A 16,034-nucleotide genomic window follows, 5' to 3' on the forward strand; every position below is an offset into this window, starting at 1 on the left:
TACCGCCATGCGGCCGGGGGAGTTCGTTACCAGTTGGCCACCGACTTGTTGAATACGTCGGTGATGATGCGGTCGGTCACCGTGCCCACGGCGTTGGGGTCGTTGTTGATGCTGGTAATGTCGCGGGCCGCGTCGAAGGGCTGGCTGTTCTGGAAGGTCTGCTCGAAGTCCTGCTTGGGGTCCTTGGTATTGGTGAACTTCACCCGCACCTGCACCGTGAGCTGGTTGAGACCGGCCTGGTCGCGACCGTCCTGCCGCTCGATGGCCGCGGGCGCGAAGTCGTAGGCCACGATCTGGCCCTCAAACTGCAGGTCGCCGTCGCGGGGCACCAGCTTCAGGGTGGTGTTGCGCTGAAAGTAGTCGCGCAGGTCTTCCGAAAACCGCTGCGACAGAAACGAGGGGCCGTTAGCGGCGTTGTTGGGGAAAGTGGCTACCGAGAAGGTCTTGATCGACGGGTCGATGTTGGTGCCGGTGAAGGAGTAGATGCCGCAGCCGCTGAGCGGCAGCATGAGCAGCAGCAGCCAGCCGCCCAGGGCGAAAAAGCGCTTATTCCAGGTCATACTGCTTGAGTTTGCGGTAGAGCGTACGTTCCGAGATGCCCAGGTCCTGGGCGGCGTACTTGCGCTTGTTGTGGTGCTTCTTGAGTGCCTTCACAATCATTTCCTTTTCCTTGGCTTCCAGCGAGAGGCTTTCCTCCTCGGTTTCGTGGGTGATGTCCTCCACGCGCTGGGCCTCGTCTTCCTCCTCGTAGTCGGCATCGGCCTGGCTGATGATGAAGGATTCGTTGCCAGTGTCGGTGGGGCGGCTGAGGCGGCCGGGGCTGCCCTCGTAGGCGGCCAGGCCGCTGCCGGCAAACAAATGGCTGTTCTGGCGCACCAGCTCCTGGGCCTGGCTGCCGTCGTAGCGGGCGCCGCCGGCGGCCAGCTCCAGCACCAGCTTCTTGAGGTCGGTCATGTCGCGGCGCATGTCGAAGAGCACCTTGTAGAGCAGGTCGCGCTCCGAGAGGCCCGAGGGCGCCACCCCGTCGGCGGTGGCGCCGATGAGCATGGGCAGGTTGGAGCTTTGGTCCTGAGGTAGGTAGTGGCGCAGGCGGCGGCTGTCGACCTCGCGCTGTTCGGTCTGCAACACCGAAATCTGCTCGGCGATGTTCTTGAGCTGGCGGATGTTGCCGGGAAAGCGGAAGCGCTGCAGCTCCTGCACCGCGTCGGGCGTGAGCGTGATGGGCTTGACGCGGTAGCGCTCGGCAAAATCGGTGGCGAACTTGCGGAACAGCAGGTAGATATCCTCGCCCCGCTCGCGCAGCGGCGGCACCGTAATGGGCACCGTGTTGAGGCGGTAGTACAGATCTTCGCGGAAGCGGCCCTCGCGCACGGCGTCGAGCAGATTCACGTTGGTGGCCGTGACCACGCGCACGTCGGTTTTCTGCACCTTGCTCGAGCCCACGCGGATGAACTCGCCGTTTTCGAGCACGCGCAGCAGGCGGGCCTGGGTGCCCAGCGGCATTTCCCCGATTTCGTCGAGGAAGATGGTGCCGCCGTTGGTTACCTCGAAGTAGCCTTTGCGGGCCTCCGAAGCGCCGGTAAACGAGCCTTTTTCGTGGCCGAACAGCTCGGAGTCGATGGTGCCCTCGGGAATGGCGCCGCAGTTGACGGCAATGAACTGCCCATGCTTGCGCGGCGAGAGGGCGTGGATGATCTTGGAAAACGACTCCTTGCCCGAGCCGCTTTCCCCCGTGATGAGCACCGTCATGTCGGTCGGGGCCACCTGCGCCGCCACCTGAATGGCGTAGTTCAGCGCCGGCGCGTTGCCGATGATGCCGAAGCGCTGCTTGATGCTTTGGATTTCGGAGGAAGTCAAGGGCTCGTTTTTCGTTGTTTGTTTTTCGTTCTTCGATAGACGGTATCGGGCACCAGTTATTTTGCCAGGGTGCGGTAATAGCGGATAAACCCTTGTAGCAACTGAATCATTTTCTCGATTTTCTCTACTGTTACTTCCAAGTCGGTTGCGGAGATATAACCTAGGTCAAAGGACAGGTATATCTGCGTTTCAAGCTCGTAAAGCGAACCACGGGCAATGGTTAGGAAATGAATCGTGTCCTTGGGGTGCTGACGGCCACAGCCCTCGGCGATGTTCGATGGAATGGAAACCGCGGCCCGGCGCATCTGACTAACCAGATCATGGCGTTCCTCCGCGGGAAACGCCTTGGTCATCACATAGGCGTATTGTACCAGCTTGCGCCCCTGCTGCCAAACCGCAAGGTCTTTGTAAGACTTGGGTTCGGAAGCTTGGGTCATGGCATCTCACGAAAAACGAACAACCAAAAACGAAAAACGCGCTACTCTACCGATTCGCCCAGCAGCGTGGTGCTGGTGCACTTGGTCACGAGCACGTTCACGTAGTCGCCTTTCTGGTAGTGCTTTTTGGGGAAGATGACCACCTTGTTCTGGTCGTTGCGGCCGCTCAGGTGCTCGGCCGAGCGCTTCGACACGTTCTCGACCAGCACGCGGTGCACCTTGCCCACGCCCATTTGGCTGCGCACGAGGCTGTGCTGTTGCTGCCGCTCGATGATTTCGGCCAGGCGGCGCTTTTTCACCTCCAGCGGCACGTCGTCGGCAAGCTTGCGGGCGGCCAGGGTGCCGGGGCGCTCCGAGTAGAAGAACATGTAGGCCATGTCGTACTGCACGTGGTCCATCAAGCTCAGCGTGTCCTGGTGGTCTTCCTCGGTTTCGGAGCAGAAGCCGGCAATCATGTCGGTCGAGATGCCACAGTCTTCGCCCAGAATGCGCCGGATGGCGGCCACGCGGTCGAGGTACCACTCCCGGTCGTAGGTGCGGTTCATCAAGGCCAGCACCCGCGAGTTGCCGCTCTGGGCCGGTAGGTGAATGTAGTTGCACACGTTATCGTACTTAGCCATCGTGTGCAGCACCTCGTCGGTAATGTCCTTGGGGTGCGAGGTGGAGAAGCGCACCCGCAATTCGGGGCTCACCAGGGCCACGCGCTCGAGCAGCTGGGCGAAGTTCACCGCCTCGGTGCCGTCCTCGGACTGCCACTTGTAAGAGTCTACGTTCTGGCCCAGTAGGGTGACTTCCTTAAAGCCTTTCTCGAACAAGTCCTGCGCCTCGCGCACCACACTGTGGGCGTCGCGGCTCCGCTCGCGGCCACGGGTGAAGGGCACCACGCAGAACGAGCACATGTTGTCGCAGCCGCGCATGATGCTGATGAAGGCCGACACGCCGTTGGAGTTCAGGCGCACCGGCGTGATGTCGGCGTACGTCTCTTCGCGGCTCAGCAGCACGTTCACCGAGCGCTGCCCGTTGTCGACCTCCTTGATCAGGCGGGGCAGGTCGCGGTAGGCGTCGGGGCCGACGACCAGGTCCACAATCTGCTCTTCCTCCAGGAACTTGCTTTTGAGGCGCTCGGCCATGCAGCCCAGCACGCCCACCAGCAAACCCGGCTGCCGGCGCTTGTGGGCGTTGATTTCCTTGAGGCGCTGGCGCACCGTCACCTCCGCCTTTTCGCGGATGGAGCAGGTGTTGAGCAACACCAGGTCGGCCTCGGCCAGCTCGGTGGTGGTGTCGAAGCCCTCGTCGAAGAGGATGCTCGACACGATTTCCGAGTCGGAGAAGTTCATCTGGCAGCCGTAGCTCTCGATGTAGAGCCGGCGCGAGCGGCCGGTGTGGGTGGCTTCGGTCACGCGCACGTCGGCCGGCAGCTGCTCGGCGGTGGGAGCGGCCGGCACCTGGTCCAGAAAGTCAAGCGTAAGAATGGGTTGAGACATGGCCTCGGGAAAAATCAGCGAAAGGACGACAAAGGTAAGCCTTACCGGGTAAAAATGACAGTTTGGCAGGCTGAGTCATTGATCATTTACCAATTATCATTTATCAGCGTGGACCGGCCGCGGCGAGCCGAAAAAGCCCTTAGCAGCAAAGCTGCACTGATGAATGTTAACTGATAACTGTCCCCAGCACGTCGAGCATGGCGCGGGCTTTCAACAGGCACTCCTCGTATTCGCGTTCCGGGTCCGAGTCGTAGGTGATGGCCGAGCCGACCTGGAACGAGAGGTAGCCCATGTCGCGGCGGTACTGCAGGGAGCGGATAACCACGTTGAACTCAAACTCGCCGTCGGGCCAAGCGTAGCCGAAGCAGCCGCTGTAGAGGCCCCGGCGGCTGCGCTCGTACTGCTCGATGAGCTGCATGGCCCGGATTTTCGGCGCCCCGGTCATCGAGCCCATCGGGAAGGTGGCCCGCAGCACGTCCACCAGGTCTACTCCGGGCCGCAGCTCGGCCTGCACGGTGGAAATCATCTGCCACACGTGCCGGAAGGGGTAGAGGCCGAACAGCTCGGGCACCTGCACCGTGCCGGTGCGGGCCACGCGGGCCAGGTCGTTGCGCACCAGGTCCACAATCATGAGGTTCTCGGCGCGCTCCTTTTCGTCGTTGAGCAGCGCCAGGCGTTGCCGTTCGTCTTCTTCGGGGGTGGCGCCGCGCCGGATGGTGCCCTTGATGGGCTGGGAAATAATGACTGGGTCGTGGTGGGCCAGAAACCGCTCGGGCGAGGCGCAGAGCAGGTAGTGGTCGTGCCAGCGGCAAAAGCCGGCAAAGGGCGTGGGCGAGGCCGCGTTCAGCCGCCGAAATACATCGACGGGGTCTAGCGCCACGGCTTCGGCGTAGAACTCCTGGCACAGATTCAGCTCGTAGACCTCCCCGTTGAGAATGTCTTCGCGCACGGCGGCCACGGCCGCGAGGTAGTCGGCCTTGGGCATGCGCGCCCGCAGCCGCGGCACCGCGGGCGGGGGCGGGGCGGGCAGTTCGGTTGCCCGAATCTGCGCCAGCACGCCGGCCGGGTCGGGGCCGTGAATTTCCAGCGTCGTCGCCTGCCAGCGCAGCCAGGTTGTGGGTGCGAAGAAGTGCAACTCGGGCCAGGCCAGGCCGCTGGGGTTGCCACTGCTCAGCTGCTCAATCTCGTTTTTGACGTCGTAGGTCACAAAGCCGCAGCGCGGGGCGGCCAGGGGCGGGCTGATTAGCGCGCCCCGCAGCTCGCGCAGCGTGGCGGGCCCCTGGGGGGCCGCGTCGGCCACGGCCAGCAGCCGGTCGAATGGACCGCCGGGGTAGTCCAGCCCGTTGGGCTCGAAGTAGGCGCAGTGCGCGAAGCCGGCCGCCCAGCGCAGGGCGCGGGCGCAGAAATCGGCGGGCAGCTCAGTCAGCGGAATACTCAACACAGCCGCGAAAGTACGAGCCACGGGGCGGCCCCGGGTTATTTCAGCGCGGCCAGGGCCACCTTGGCCTTGGCGTCGGTGCTGGTTTTGTACTCGTGGCGGCCGTAGCTGAGCGCCTGCTGGAAGTAGACCTTGGCTTGGGCTTTCTGGCCGGCCTGCTGGCTGAGGTAGCCCAGCTGCAGGGCCGACTGCGGGGCGAAATAATAGGGGGCCGTGCCGCCCACGGCAATGGCGCGCTGGTAATACAGCCGGGCCGAATCGAGGCGACCCAGGCCGTGGTAGGCGCGGGCCCGGCGGTAGGGCTCCTCAATCCGGTCGCGCAGGGGCGTGCCGGCTTCGGGACTGAAGCCTTCGAGGGTGCGCAGGGCGGCGCGGTAGTAGCCGCCGTCGAGCTGCAGGCGCGCCGTGGTCAGCGCCCGGTTCAGCGGCACGCGGTCGTCAACGAAGCGCTGGGCGTAGCGGTCTTCCTCCACCACGGTTTCGCCGCCGGTCCCGATCTGGGCGCGGGCGCGCTGGGCCGCCGGGGCGTCGCCGCCCAGCCAGTGGGCCAGGTACAGCTTAAACCAGGCGTCCTTGCGGTAGTGCACGCCGCGGTACTCGCTCAGGAATTGCTGGTTGGCCTGCGCCGAGGCCGCGTACTGACCCTGGTAGAGCAGCAGATCGGCGGCCATGTGGTGCAGATAGGCAGCGGGCAGGTAGTCGGGGCCGGTGGGGCGGCGGCGGTAGGCAGCCAGGGCCAGGTCGGTGCGGTGCAGCTTTTTCTGCACCGACATCTGCAGGTAGCTGAACAGCAGGTTGTCGGGCTGCTCGGCGGCCAGGCGCTCCACCAAGGTCGCGGCTTCGGCGTCGGCCCCGTAGTAGGTCTGGCGCAGCAGGGCCAGCAGAATCTGGGCTTCGGCCTGAAAGTCGTGGGGGCGCTGAGCGGCCAGGCGCAGGTTCTGCAGGCCGGCGGCGGTGTTGCCGGGCAAACCCAGCAAATTCAGAAACCAGCGGTAGCCTTCGGGTACAGAGCCGATAAAGAACTGGCAGAGGCCCAGGGTTTTGCGAGTGGGCAGGTGCTGGGGCCAGCGCCGGGCGTTCTGCTGCACCTGCTGGTAGGCCTGCCGCAGGCTCCAGGCGCCCTGAAACTCGTGGTCGAACATCACCTGGGCAGCAGCCTGGTGTAGGCGGATTTCGGCCCGGGCGTAGTCGCGTAGCGGACTCGACGGCTGCTCGTCGAGCTGGTCGAGGTAGCGGTCCTGCAGCTCCACCACGTCCTCGTAGCGCGCCGCATCCTGGCTGACCACCAGCTCGGCAAACACAATGCCCTCGTCGACCAGCAGCGCGCCGGGGCTGGGCACGGCCGGCCGCAGCGCGGGGCGCACCAGGGCCCGAGCCGCGGCCGGTCGCAGCTTCAGCAGTTCGGCGTAGGCGCGGCGCACCGCGGGCGGCAGCGCCGCGGCCGGCTCCAGCACATCGGCGCGGCTGGTGGCCACCGACTCGGGCGGGCTTTGCGGCGGGGCCGCCGGGGCGCCCGCCGCGGGCAGCAGCAGGAGCAGCAGCGCAACCCAGCGCCGCCAATGGCGCAGCTTAGCGGAACAACTCATGGGCGCGGCAACAAAAAAGGAACGGCGGGCAGCCGTTCCTTTTCGGTAATCTGGAGGGTTTGCTTAAGCCAGGGATTTGGCTTCCACGTCGGCCAGAATGCGGCCGCAGTGCTCACACACGATAACTTTCTTGTGCGAGATGATGTCGGCCTGGCGCTGGGGGGGCACCGTGTTGAAGCAGCCACCGCAGGCATCACGCTTCACCATCACCACGGCCAGGCCGTTGCGGGCGTTGCCACGGATGCGGGTGTAGGCGCTCAGTAGGCGCTCTTCCACGGGCTTGGCAGCCTGGGCGCGCTCTTCCATGAGCTTCTGCTCGTCGGCTTCGCTTTCGCCCACAATCAGCTGCAGCTCCGACTGCTTGTTGGTCAAATCCTTGCGGCGCTCTTCGAGGCGCTGCTTGGTGCCGGCTATTTCGGCAATCTTCTGGTCGATCTGGTACTGGGCCTCGCGGATTTTCTTTTCCGAAATCTGGATTTCCAGCTTCTGCAGCTCGATTTCCTTGCCCACCGCTTCGTACTCGCGGTTGTTGCGCACGTTCTGCTGCTGGTCTTCGTAGCGCTTGATCAGCACGTCGGCATCCTTGGCGGCCTGCTTGCGCTGCTTGATCTGCTCGTTGAGCGAAGCTACTTCCTCGTCGAATTTGCTGACGCGGACTTCGTAGCCAACAATTTCGTCCTCCAGGTCGCGTACTTCCTCGGGCAAATCACCGCGCACGCGCCGGATTTCATCCAGTTGCGAGTCAATGCGCTGCAAATTCAGCAAGGCTTCCAGCTTGCTGGCGACGGTGGTTTCCGTGGACGGATTAGAAATCATAGCGGACGGGGTTCGTGGGGGTCTCTGCTAACAAGACCGCAAAAGTACGGGAGAATTTCTCGGTAAGCAATGCCTGAAACAGCTCGCCGGTGTACTGCTCGCTTTCGTAGTGGCCCACGTCGCAGAGCAGCAGCCGGCCTTCGGGGGCAAAAAACTCGTGGTACTTGATGTCGCCGGTCACGTAGGCGTCGGCGCCGGCGGCCACGGCCTTGCGCGTCAGAAACGAGCCCGCGCCGCCGCACACGGCCACTTTGCGGATGGGCCCGGCGAATGCGGTGTGCTTGACCACCGGCACGCCCAGGCGCTGGCGCAGCCGGGCCAGAAACTCCGCCACGGGCAGGGCTTCGGCCAGCTCGCCGATCATGCCCGAGCCTACTTCCTGGTGCTGGTTTTCGAGTTTGATGAGCTCGTAGGCCACTTCCTCGTAGGGGTGCGCCTGGCGCAGGGCGCGCAGCGCGGCCGCCTGCCGGTGCAGGGGCAGCAGCACTTCCACGCGCTGCTCGGCCACCGTTTCGGGCTGGTTGGGGCGGCCGATGGCGGGGCTGGTGCCGGGGCCGGGCGTAAACGTGCCGGTGCCCGCAAGGCGGAAGCTGCAGTCGTGGTAGTCGCCCACCTGGCCGGCGCCGGCCGCGTACAGGGCCTGCAGCACGGCTTCGGCGTGGGCGGGCGGTACGTAGGTGATGAGCTTGCCCAGCAGGCCCGGCTTGGGGTCGAGCACGCGCAGCTGACTTAGACCCAGCTTCTCGGCCAGGTGGCGGCTCACGCCGTGGCGCACGTTGTCGAGGTTGGTGTGGGCCGCGTACACGGCCACCTCGTAGCGCAGGGCGCGCATGATGGTGCGCTCTACCTCGGTGGCCCCGGTCAGGCGCTTGAGGGGCTGAAAGATGACGGGGTGGTGCACCACCACCACGTTGCAGCCCCGGCGCACGGCCTCGTCGATGACGGCGGGCGTGCAGTCGAGGGCGATGAGCACGCCCTGCACGAGCATGGTCGGGTCGCCGCACTGCAGGCCGGCGTTGTCGTAGCTTTCCTGGTAGGGCAGGGGCGCCCACTCTTCGAGGGCGCGGGCAAGGGCGTGAACGGTAACGGACATGGGGCGAAGTTCCGAGGTTTTTGCTTCGCGGCGGTCAGCGAGGCTGCGCCGAATGCTGCGTCCTCGGCGGGTTCATCGAAGTCAGGTGATAATCAGCTCCCCCAGCAGCCGGGCGTATTCCGCCACGAAATCGGGCACCCGGCGGCGCTGGTACTGCATGAGGTAGCGCGGGTGGTCCAGCACAATCAGGCGCTCGAACAAGCCCAGCTCCTGGTTTAAGCGCTGGAAAAATTCCCCGTTGCGGCGGCCCAGGCTCACGGCCACGTCGCGGCGCAGCCCGGCGGCTACCTGCTGCCGCAGCGAGGTTTGCAGGTCGGGCCAGAGGGCTTTGGTCAGCGCCGCCGAGTCGTAGTAGTTGTGGTTGCGGCCGTGGCGCAGCAGCACCAGCGGGTAGAGCGAACCAAGGTAGAAGTGCCGGTAGAACGCCGTCGCACCGCCCAGGGCCTCGATCAGCTGGTACACGAACTGGCTCGACAGCTCGGCGCGCCGGGGTAGCTCGTTGGGCAGGCCGCAGTGCCGCTCCAGGGCGCCGGGGTCGGTGAAGGCCACGCCGGTGGTGCCGCCGCCGAAGCGCCCGGGGTTGATGCCCAGCAGGGCCACGCGGGGCGCGTGGTCGGCGTAGAACCGCTGGGCGAAGCTGGTGAGCAGCGCCCGGGCGGGCTGGAGCTGGTAAGGATTGACGGCCAGCACCTCGTCGGGCAGCGGGCCAGGGAGCGGAAAGCCGGCCAGAAACGCGCGCAGGCGGTCGGCGAAGGTCGAGGTCATGCTAGCGGCATACGCAGCCGGCGGCCGCCGGGGTCGGGCAGGGGCGGCCCGCCCGTCCGGGAACAGCCGCGCCGGGCACCCTGTAAAACCAATGGGGCCGGCTGCCGAAACACAAAGTTTGCCCGCCGGGGCCGGGGGCAGGCATTTCGCGTATTTTTGCCGGCCGCCGGCCCCCTGCCGGTGCCCGCCCCCTCGCCATGCCTTCGTTGCTGACCTTGCTGCTGCTGCCCCTGAGCTGGCTCTACGCCGCCGGGGCCGCCGTGCGCAACTGGCTCTACGACAGTGGCCGGTGGGCTTCGACCGGCGCCGCGGTACCGCTGATCAACGTGGGCAACCTGCGTGTGGGCGGCACCGGCAAAACGCCCCACGTGGCCTGGCTGGTGCAGCACTTGCTGGCGGCCGGGCAGGCGCCGGCCATACTCAGCCGCGGTTACGGCCGCCGCACCCGCGGCTTCCGCCTGGCCACCGCCGCCGACACGGCCGCCAGCATCGGCGACGAACCCTGGCAGCACTACCACGAGTTTGCCGGGGCCGTGCCCGTGGCCGTCGACGAGGACCGCCGCCACGGCCTGGCCGAGCTGGCCGCCCTTTGGCCCGACCTCGGGGCCGTGGTGCTCGACGACGCCTACCAGCACCGGCGCGTGCGCCCCACGCTCAACATTCTGCTCACCGAGCAGGCTCGCCCGTTCTGGCACGACTGGGTGCTGCCCGCCGGCCGCCTGCGCGAAAGCCGCGGCGGCGCCCGCCGCGCCGACCTGATCATCGTCACCAAGTGCCCGCCCGACTGGCCCGCGCCCGCGCGGCAGCAGGCGGCCGCGGCGGCCGGGCGCTACGCCCGCGCCGGGGTGCCGGTGCTGTTTTCCACCTACCGCTACGGCGTGCCGTTGCCCCTGCCGGGCTCGGCCGCCGGGGCTACGGTGCCCGCGCCCGGGGCCGAAATCGGCCTGCTCACCGGCATTGCCCAGCCCGAGCCGCTGCTCAGCTACCTGCGCGGCGCCGGTTACCGAGTGGCCTGGCACCGAAATTTCGCCGACCACCACGCCTTCAGCGCCGCCGAGCTGGCGGCCCTGCAGGCCGAATGGCGGCCCGGGCAAGTGATTTTTACCACGCAAAAGGATGCCGCGCGCCTGCGGGAGCCTGCCCTGCGTACTGCCGTGGCCGGCTTGCCGTTATTTTACGTTCCCATTCGCGTGAGCTTCCTGGCCGATGGCGCCGAGCGCCTCCAGGAGCAGCTGCGCGGCCTGTTTTCATCCCGTTCCGTTGCCTGATTTCCTGATTTCCTGCGCTGGTGCCCATTGGGGCCGTGGGTGGTGGCTGGCCTGGCTGCTGCTCCTGCTGCCGCTGGCCGGCCGCGCCCAGATTGTCGACGACACCACCCGGCTGCTCTATGGCCCGCGCACCACGCTGGTGGTGCGCGAGGTGAACGTGCTGCGCAACCTGCCCGAGGGCAGCCCGCTCGATACCACCATCAACGGCCTGCAGCAAAGCCGCTACTGGTTTCACGACAGCACCTTCCAGCAGGACCTGGGCAACATCGGCACGGCCTCGCGGCGCCTGCTCTGGCAGCTGAACACCACCCTGGGGGCCCGCTTCGGCCGCACGGCCTTCGACAAGTACTTCCACGACCCGACTACGGTCAACTACTACGACACCCGCTCGCCGTTCTCGTTTTTCCGTTTCGTGCAGGGCGGGCAGGGCGAGGGCGTGTTCGAGGGTTCCTACAGCCGCAGCATCAAGAAAACCGCCAACCTGGGCATTGCCTACGAGCGGTTTTCGGGCGACAAGCAGCTGGCTCGCCTGGGCCGCGACGACGGCTTGACGGCCCACACGGGCATTCTGCTCTTCGGCCGCTACCAAACCCAGGACAACCGCTACCAGCTGCAGGCCAACTACTACATCGGGCGGCACCGCGCCGCCGAGCAGGGCGGCATCCGGCCCCAGCCCGAAGACTCCACCCTGGCCAACCTGTTCGGCTACAACCTCGAACGGGTGTGGCTGACCCAGGCCCTGAACCTGGACAACCGCGACCGGTTTCACCTGGCCCACACCTACCGGCTGGTGGGCCGCGGCCTCACGGCTTTTCACGTCTTCGACTGGCATCGGCAGCTCAACCAGTACACTGACCGCGCCCTGCAGTACGAGAGCGGGCAGCTGCTGTATTACCCGCGCACCCGCCTCGACAGCACCCGCACCGACGACCGCGCCGAGTACCGGCAGGCTGAAAACACCGTGGGCTTTCTGGGGCGCACCGATTTCCTGGAGTACCGCGTCTACGGCCGCCACCGCGCGGCCCGCCTCGATTTCCGCAACCTGAGCGATACGCCCCCGCCCGAGGAGCTGCGCCGCAACCGCGCCCTCGACACCCTGGCCAACCAGATTTTCGTGGGTGGCAACGTGGCCTTCCGCTGGCGCGAGGTGTTTCGGGTGGAAGCGGCCGGCGAGTACAAGTTTTTCGACGAGTACTGGCTGCGCGGCGGGCTGCGCTTCGGGCCGCTCACGGCCGAGCTGGCCCGTTCGGCCTACGCGCCCACCTTCACCGAAACCCTGCTCGAAGGCAACCACTACGGCTGGCGCAACCAGGGCACCGCGTTCCGCAACACCATTGCCGACCAGCTCAGCGTATCTATCGACCAGCGCCTGAGCCGAAAAGGGGCGCGGCTGCAGCAGCGGGTGCAGGCCGCGGCCAGCGTGGTGAACCTGCAGCGGCTGGTGTTCTACAACCAGCGCGCCGAGCCCGAGCAGCTCGGCGGCAGCAAGCAGCTGCTCACCGGCCTGCTGCGTCACCAGCTCAGCTACGGCGTGCTGCACGCCGACAACCAGCTGCACCTGACCCAGGGCGGTGACGGCGAAGGGCTGCGCATCCCGGGCGTGGTGGCCAACCTGAAGGTGTATGCCCAGGGCTACCTGTTCAAGAAAGCCCTGTTCAGCCAGGTGGGTATCGAAACCTACTACCAGTCGCGCTGGCGGCCCTACGACTACTCGCCCAGCACCCAGCAGTTTTTCGTGCAGGACTACTTCACCGCCGGCGGCTTCCCGGTGGTCGACGCCTTCGTGACGGCCGACATCAAGACCGTGTCGGTGTTTCTGAAGATGGCCCACGCCAACCAGGGGCTCGGGCGACTGGGCTACTTTGCCGCGCCCTACTACACCGGCAACCCCCGCAGCTTCCAGCTCGGCATCCGCTGGAATTTCTTTGACTAACACCCAAAAGCAACGGCCGTATGAGCTGCTTAATGCTTTAGTCCGGCAGTCGTTAGGGTTTATCAGCTACTTCAACGCTTCAAGTTTATGACATCCGCCGAAGAAGCGCAGCAGCGCGAGAAAACCATCCTCAAGCTCAAGCTCAACACCGACCCGCGCTGGGTGGACATTGCCGGCAAGAACATCGGCGACATCCTCGTCGACCACGCCTACTGCGAGCAGAAGGCCGCCTCCACCGGCATTTCGCTGATCGTGAGCTACCCCGAGAAAACCCGGCTGGTGGACGAGCTCACCGACCTGGTGGCCGAGGAGTGGAGCCACTTCGAGCGGGTGCTGCAGGAGCTGCGCAAGCGCAACCTGCCCCTGGGCCGCCCGCGCCGCGACGAGTACGTGGTGGAGCTGCTCAAGCACGTGCGCCGCGGCGGCGCGCGCGAGCGGCAGCTCATGGACCAGCTGCTGGTGTCGGCCCTGATCGAAGCGCGCTCCTGCGAGCGGTTCAAGCTGCTCTGGAAGCACATTCCCGACCCCGAGCTGAGCAAGTTCTACTACGAGCTGATGGTGTCGGAAGCCGGGCACTTCGTGGCCTACGTGGACCTAGCCAAGGAATACTGCGACCCGCAGCAGGTGGACGAGCGCCTGCAGGAGCTGCTCAAAATCGAAGGTGACATCATCACCGCCCTGCCCGTGCGCGACGACCGCATGCACTAGCGGAGCAGTGGCCGCCGCCCGCCGCGGCGGAAGCAGCTACCCAACAGGGCTTTGGGGCGGAAAGTCCGTCGCAGGCCCGGGGAAGCCGCTGCGGAAAAGAAATCGGATGCGCAGCGGGAAAACGTGCTGGGATTCAGCCCGGACCGGCTAACTTAGCTTTGTTTTCCTTACGCATACCATGAAAAGACTACTGCTTATTGCCGCGTTGCTGGGCCCGGCATTAGCTTTCGGGCAGGCCGCCCCGAACTTCTGCGGGGTTGAGATGCCTCTGGCGGCGGGCTGCACCACCGCTACCGGCTACGAGCTGAACTGCAATGACTTCGAGCTGCGCTGGGCCTACCTGAACTACAACCAGATGGCGGCCGTGCTGGAGGGCGTAACCCGCGACGAAAAGAAAAAGCACAAGGCCGTGGAGCAGGTGCCCCTGCAGGGCTTTATCCTCGATTCCCCGGCCAAGGGCTACCGCCTCAGCTACGTAACGGAGTCCGGCGGCTACGCCTACCAGTTGATTTTCACCGCCGTGGCCAAGGGCCAGCCCGTGCTCGTGCAGCTGACCATGGGCATCCCGCCCGAGCGCACATCCGACCTGCCCGAAGCCGCCCGCCGCATTCTGCGCCTGGAGCGCTAACGAGTCGGTTACCCGGCCGCAACCAATGACTAAAGCCCGAGCCGCCGGTCGCGTTGTCGACCAGCGGCTCGGGCTGCGTTGCTTAGGAGAGTTAGCCCGGCGGGAAGGCTTCGTCCGGCGCTCCGGCGCGGGAGTTCAGCAAGCCGGGCGGCACGCTCAACTCCCCGGTGTGCGGGTCGATCAGGCCGTTGCGCTCGTCCTCGATGTTGGTGGCCTGGGTGTACACGTCGCCCGCGATGGGGCGGCTCCGCAATTCCTGCTTGAAGGCGCGAATGGCCTCGGCGCGGGCCGCAGCGTCCTGCGGGCCGCCGTAGTCGGGAAAGCCGAAGCCGCCCCACTCGCTGACCACCAGGGGTTTTTGCCGGCGGTAGAAAAACGGGTCGCCAATCACCAGCGGAAAGGCCGCCGTGCCCTCAAACTCGCCCGCCACCAGCCGGTCGAGCAACTCCTGCCAGCGCGGCAGATCGGGGGTATAGAGGTGGGCCGTGAGTAAATCTGATTTCAGCCGTCCTTCCGCCGAAATGTGCTGCCAGCCGTCGTTGTCGACCACCAGAAACTGCGGGTGCTCGATGAGCATGTAGTGGTAGGTGTCGATGATGTATCGCCGCGTGTCGGGGTTGGTGGCAATGTCTTGGGCCCCCCAGTCTTCGTTGTAGAGGCTCCAGATGACCACCGAGGGATGCGACTCAATCAGGGCCAGCATGCGCAGCAGCTCGGCGCGGTGGTTTTCGCGGCTGCGGGGCGTGGAAGAGTGCGGACTGGGCACCTCCACCCACAGCAGCAGGCCCAGCTCGTCGGCTAGGTTGTAGATGCGCGGGTCGACGCCGGCGATGTGCACCCGCACCAGGTTGCAGCCCAGCGCCTGCATGGCGTGCATGTGCCGCTGCATTTCCTCGAAAGTAGCCGTGCCGGGCTGGTACAGAATGCCGTCGAGGTACACGGGCTGGTTGTTGAGGTACACGTGCCGGCCCCGCGACTCGATTTTGCGCAAGCCGAACAGCGTTTCGATCTGCGCCGCGCGGCCGTCGGCGTCGATGAGCTGGGCCACCAGGCGGTAGAGGTGCGGGCTTTCGGGCGACCATAAGCGGCTGCCCGTCAGCTCCATCACCACGCGCTGCCGCCGCTCCCCGGCTTCCAGCGCCAGCTGAAAGTCCGACGAGGCCAGGGGTAAGGTATTGTTGGCCGCCTCGCGCTCGAACACCTGCAGGCGCAGCGTGTACAGCCCCGGGTCCTGAATGCGGGTGCTCAGGTTGAAGCGCACGAGCTGGTCCTCAATCACGCTGTCGACGCCCACGCGGGAGCGGAGCCGGTTGCGTTCGACCAGCTCCAGCCACACCGAGCGCACGGCCCCGGTCTGCGTCTGATACCAGATGCCGCCGCGCTTGTACACGTGCGACTCCTGCTTGCCCCGGGGCCGCTCGGCGTCCATGGTGTCGGCAATGCGCACGGTGAGGCGGTTGACCGGGCGCAGCTGGGCCTCGTGCAGCTCGTAGCTGAAGGAGGTGTACTCGCCGTAGTGCACGCCCTCGCCCTCGATGGTGCGCAGCGGGTGGCCGTTGAGCCACACCCGCGTCTCGTAGCCGCAGGCCCCGAAGGTAAGCTGAAACAGCAGCCCGGCCTGGGCCTCGGAGCGTTCGGGCAGGGTGAATTCCCGCTCGTACCAGGCCACCACCTCGTCCTGCCAGGCGGGGCCCGGGGTCTGACCCCGCGCCTCAATCATGTGGCTTTCGACCGAGCCGGGCCATTGGGCGGTGTGCGGGTAGTCGTGCTTGAGGTGCCAGCCTTCGCGCAGGCCGCAGTCGTGGGGGTCGAGGGCGAAGCGCCACTCGCCGTCGAGCAGCTCGTAGTTGTTGGTGCGCAGCACCGCCCGGGGCAGGGGGTTGGCGGGCTCGACGATGGCGCGCCCGTTTTCGGAGCCGGGCGGCAGCAGGGGAGTGGCGGAGGGTTCGGCGCTCATACAAGATGCAGGGTGGCCTTCCCTAAACGGAATAGTCGGGTTTGCGGGCTACCCGGACGGGCAA

At 66.1% G+C, this 16,034-nt stretch carries 14 protein-coding genes; 4 read left to right on the forward strand and 10 right to left on the reverse strand.

From position 1 onward, the window contains the following. Positions 1 to 26: 26 nt before the first annotated feature. The 9 genes from ACE191_RS03275 to ACE191_RS03315 form a co-directional block, all read right to left on the reverse strand. On the reverse strand, positions 27 to 560 hold the full coding sequence (locus ACE191_RS03275) for an LptE family protein (protein ID WP_400190751.1): 534 nt from the start codon (positions 558 to 560) through the stop codon (positions 27 to 29). Then, positions 547 to 1,857 (reverse strand): sigma-54 interaction domain-containing protein, encoded by a 1,311-nt coding sequence (locus ACE191_RS03280; RefSeq protein ID WP_400190752.1) that lies wholly within the window; start codon positions 1,855 to 1,857, stop codon positions 547 to 549. Before ACE191_RS03280 ends, ACE191_RS03275 begins: the two co-directional genes overlap by 14 nt. Before the next feature lie 56 nt (positions 1,858 to 1,913). After that, positions 1,914 to 2,294, reverse strand: coding sequence for a four helix bundle protein (locus ACE191_RS03285; protein ID WP_400190753.1), 381 nt, complete (start codon positions 2,292 to 2,294; stop codon positions 1,914 to 1,916). Between the two features lie 41 nt (positions 2,295 to 2,335). Continuing rightward, on the reverse strand, positions 2,336 to 3,778 hold the full coding sequence (gene miaB / locus ACE191_RS03290) for a tRNA (N6-isopentenyl adenosine(37)-C2)-methylthiotransferase MiaB (protein ID WP_400190754.1): 1,443 nt from the start codon (positions 3,776 to 3,778) through the stop codon (positions 2,336 to 2,338). 166 nt (positions 3,779 to 3,944) lie between these two features. Next, a complete protein-coding gene (gene pabB / locus ACE191_RS03295) occupies positions 3,945 to 5,219 on the reverse strand; it encodes an aminodeoxychorismate synthase component I (RefSeq protein ID WP_400190755.1) in 1,275 nt (424 codons plus the stop codon). A 35-nt stretch (positions 5,220 to 5,254) separates the two neighbouring features. Further along, on the reverse strand, positions 5,255 to 6,802 hold the full coding sequence (locus tag ACE191_RS03300; RefSeq protein WP_400190756.1) for a DUF3808 domain-containing protein: 1,548 nt from the start codon (positions 6,800 to 6,802) through the stop codon (positions 5,255 to 5,257). Between the two features lie 63 nt (positions 6,803 to 6,865). Continuing rightward, positions 6,866 to 7,618 (reverse strand): zinc ribbon domain-containing protein, encoded by a 753-nt coding sequence (locus ACE191_RS03305; RefSeq protein WP_400190757.1) that lies wholly within the window; start codon positions 7,616 to 7,618, stop codon positions 6,866 to 6,868. Beyond that, positions 7,608 to 8,711, reverse strand: a complete 1,104-nt coding sequence (locus tag ACE191_RS03310; RefSeq protein WP_400190758.1) for a Nif3-like dinuclear metal center hexameric protein — start codon at positions 8,709 to 8,711, stop codon at positions 7,608 to 7,610. Before ACE191_RS03310 ends, ACE191_RS03305 begins: the two co-directional genes overlap by 11 nt. 81 nt (positions 8,712 to 8,792) lie before the next feature. After that, positions 8,793 to 9,476 (reverse strand): uracil-DNA glycosylase family protein, encoded by a 684-nt coding sequence (locus tag ACE191_RS03315; RefSeq protein WP_400190759.1) that lies wholly within the window; start codon positions 9,474 to 9,476, stop codon positions 8,793 to 8,795. A 197-nt stretch (positions 9,477 to 9,673) separates the two neighbouring features. Here ACE191_RS03315 and lpxK point away from each other — a divergent pair, with 197 nt between their 5' ends. The 4 genes from lpxK (at position 9,674) to ACE191_RS03335 (ending at position 14,013) form a co-directional block, all read left to right on the forward strand. Then, positions 9,674 to 10,744 carry a tetraacyldisaccharide 4'-kinase gene (gene lpxK / locus ACE191_RS03320; RefSeq protein WP_400190760.1) on the forward strand — a complete coding sequence of 357 codons (1,071 nt, stop codon included), beginning with the start codon at positions 9,674 to 9,676 and terminating at the stop codon, positions 10,742 to 10,744. Beyond that, positions 10,737 to 12,677 (forward strand): putative porin, encoded by a 1,941-nt coding sequence (locus ACE191_RS03325; protein WP_400190761.1) that lies wholly within the window; start codon positions 10,737 to 10,739, stop codon positions 12,675 to 12,677. The genes lpxK and ACE191_RS03325 overlap by 8 nt, the downstream gene beginning before the upstream one ends. Positions 12,678 to 12,764: 87 nt before the next feature. Continuing rightward, on the forward strand, positions 12,765 to 13,385 hold the full coding sequence (locus tag ACE191_RS03330; RefSeq protein ID WP_400190762.1) for a tRNA-(ms[2]io[6]A)-hydroxylase: 621 nt from the start codon (positions 12,765 to 12,767) through the stop codon (positions 13,383 to 13,385). Positions 13,386 to 13,563: 178 nt separating this feature from the next. Beyond that, on the forward strand, positions 13,564 to 14,013 hold the full coding sequence (locus ACE191_RS03335; protein ID WP_400190763.1) for a hypothetical protein: 450 nt from the start codon (positions 13,564 to 13,566) through the stop codon (positions 14,011 to 14,013). 91 nt (positions 14,014 to 14,104) lie between these two features. Here the strand turns inward: ACE191_RS03335 and ACE191_RS03340 are convergent, their stop codons facing one another. Then, positions 14,105 to 15,970: a glycoside hydrolase family 2 protein gene (locus tag ACE191_RS03340; protein WP_400190764.1), complete on the reverse strand. Its 1,866-nt coding sequence runs from the start codon at positions 15,968 to 15,970 to the stop codon at positions 14,105 to 14,107. Between the last annotated feature and the right edge of the window lie 64 nt (positions 15,971 to 16,034).

It is taken from the genome of Hymenobacter sp. B81 (assembly GCF_044628455.1).
In the GTDB taxonomy this organism is placed as follows: Bacteria; Bacteroidota; Bacteroidia; order Cytophagales; family Hymenobacteraceae; genus Solirubrum.

Coding starts and splice junctions, on each gene's coding strand:
- ACE191_RS03275 (WP_400190751.1), bottom strand. CDS start 560: ATGACCTGGAATAAGCGCTTTTTCGCCCTGGGCGGCTGGCTGCTGCTG.
- ACE191_RS03285 (WP_400190753.1), bottom strand. CDS start 2,294: ATGACCCAAGCTTCCGAACCCAAGTCTTACAAAGACCTTGCGGTTTGG.
- miaB (WP_400190754.1), bottom strand. CDS start 3,778: ATGTCTCAACCCATTCTTACGCTTGACTTTCTGGACCAGGTGCCGGCC.
- ACE191_RS03300 (WP_400190756.1), bottom strand. CDS start 6,802: ATGAGTTGTTCCGCTAAGCTGCGCCATTGGCGGCGCTGGGTTGCGCTG.
- ACE191_RS03305 (WP_400190757.1), bottom strand. CDS start 7,618: ATGATTTCTAATCCGTCCACGGAAACCACCGTCGCCAGCAAGCTGGAA.
- ACE191_RS03310 (WP_400190758.1), bottom strand. CDS start 8,711: ATGTCCGTTACCGTTCACGCCCTTGCCCGCGCCCTCGAAGAGTGGGCG.
- ACE191_RS03315 (WP_400190759.1), bottom strand. CDS start 9,476: ATGACCTCGACCTTCGCCGACCGCCTGCGCGCGTTTCTGGCCGGCTTT.
- lpxK (WP_400190760.1), top strand. CDS start 9,674: ATGCCTTCGTTGCTGACCTTGCTGCTGCTGCCCCTGAGCTGGCTCTAC.
- ACE191_RS03330 (WP_400190762.1), top strand. CDS start 12,765: ATGACATCCGCCGAAGAAGCGCAGCAGCGCGAGAAAACCATCCTCAAG.
- ACE191_RS03335 (WP_400190763.1), top strand. CDS start 13,564: ATGAAAAGACTACTGCTTATTGCCGCGTTGCTGGGCCCGGCATTAGCT.
- ACE191_RS03340 (WP_400190764.1), bottom strand. CDS start 15,970: ATGAGCGCCGAACCCTCCGCCACTCCCCTGCTGCCGCCCGGCTCCGAA.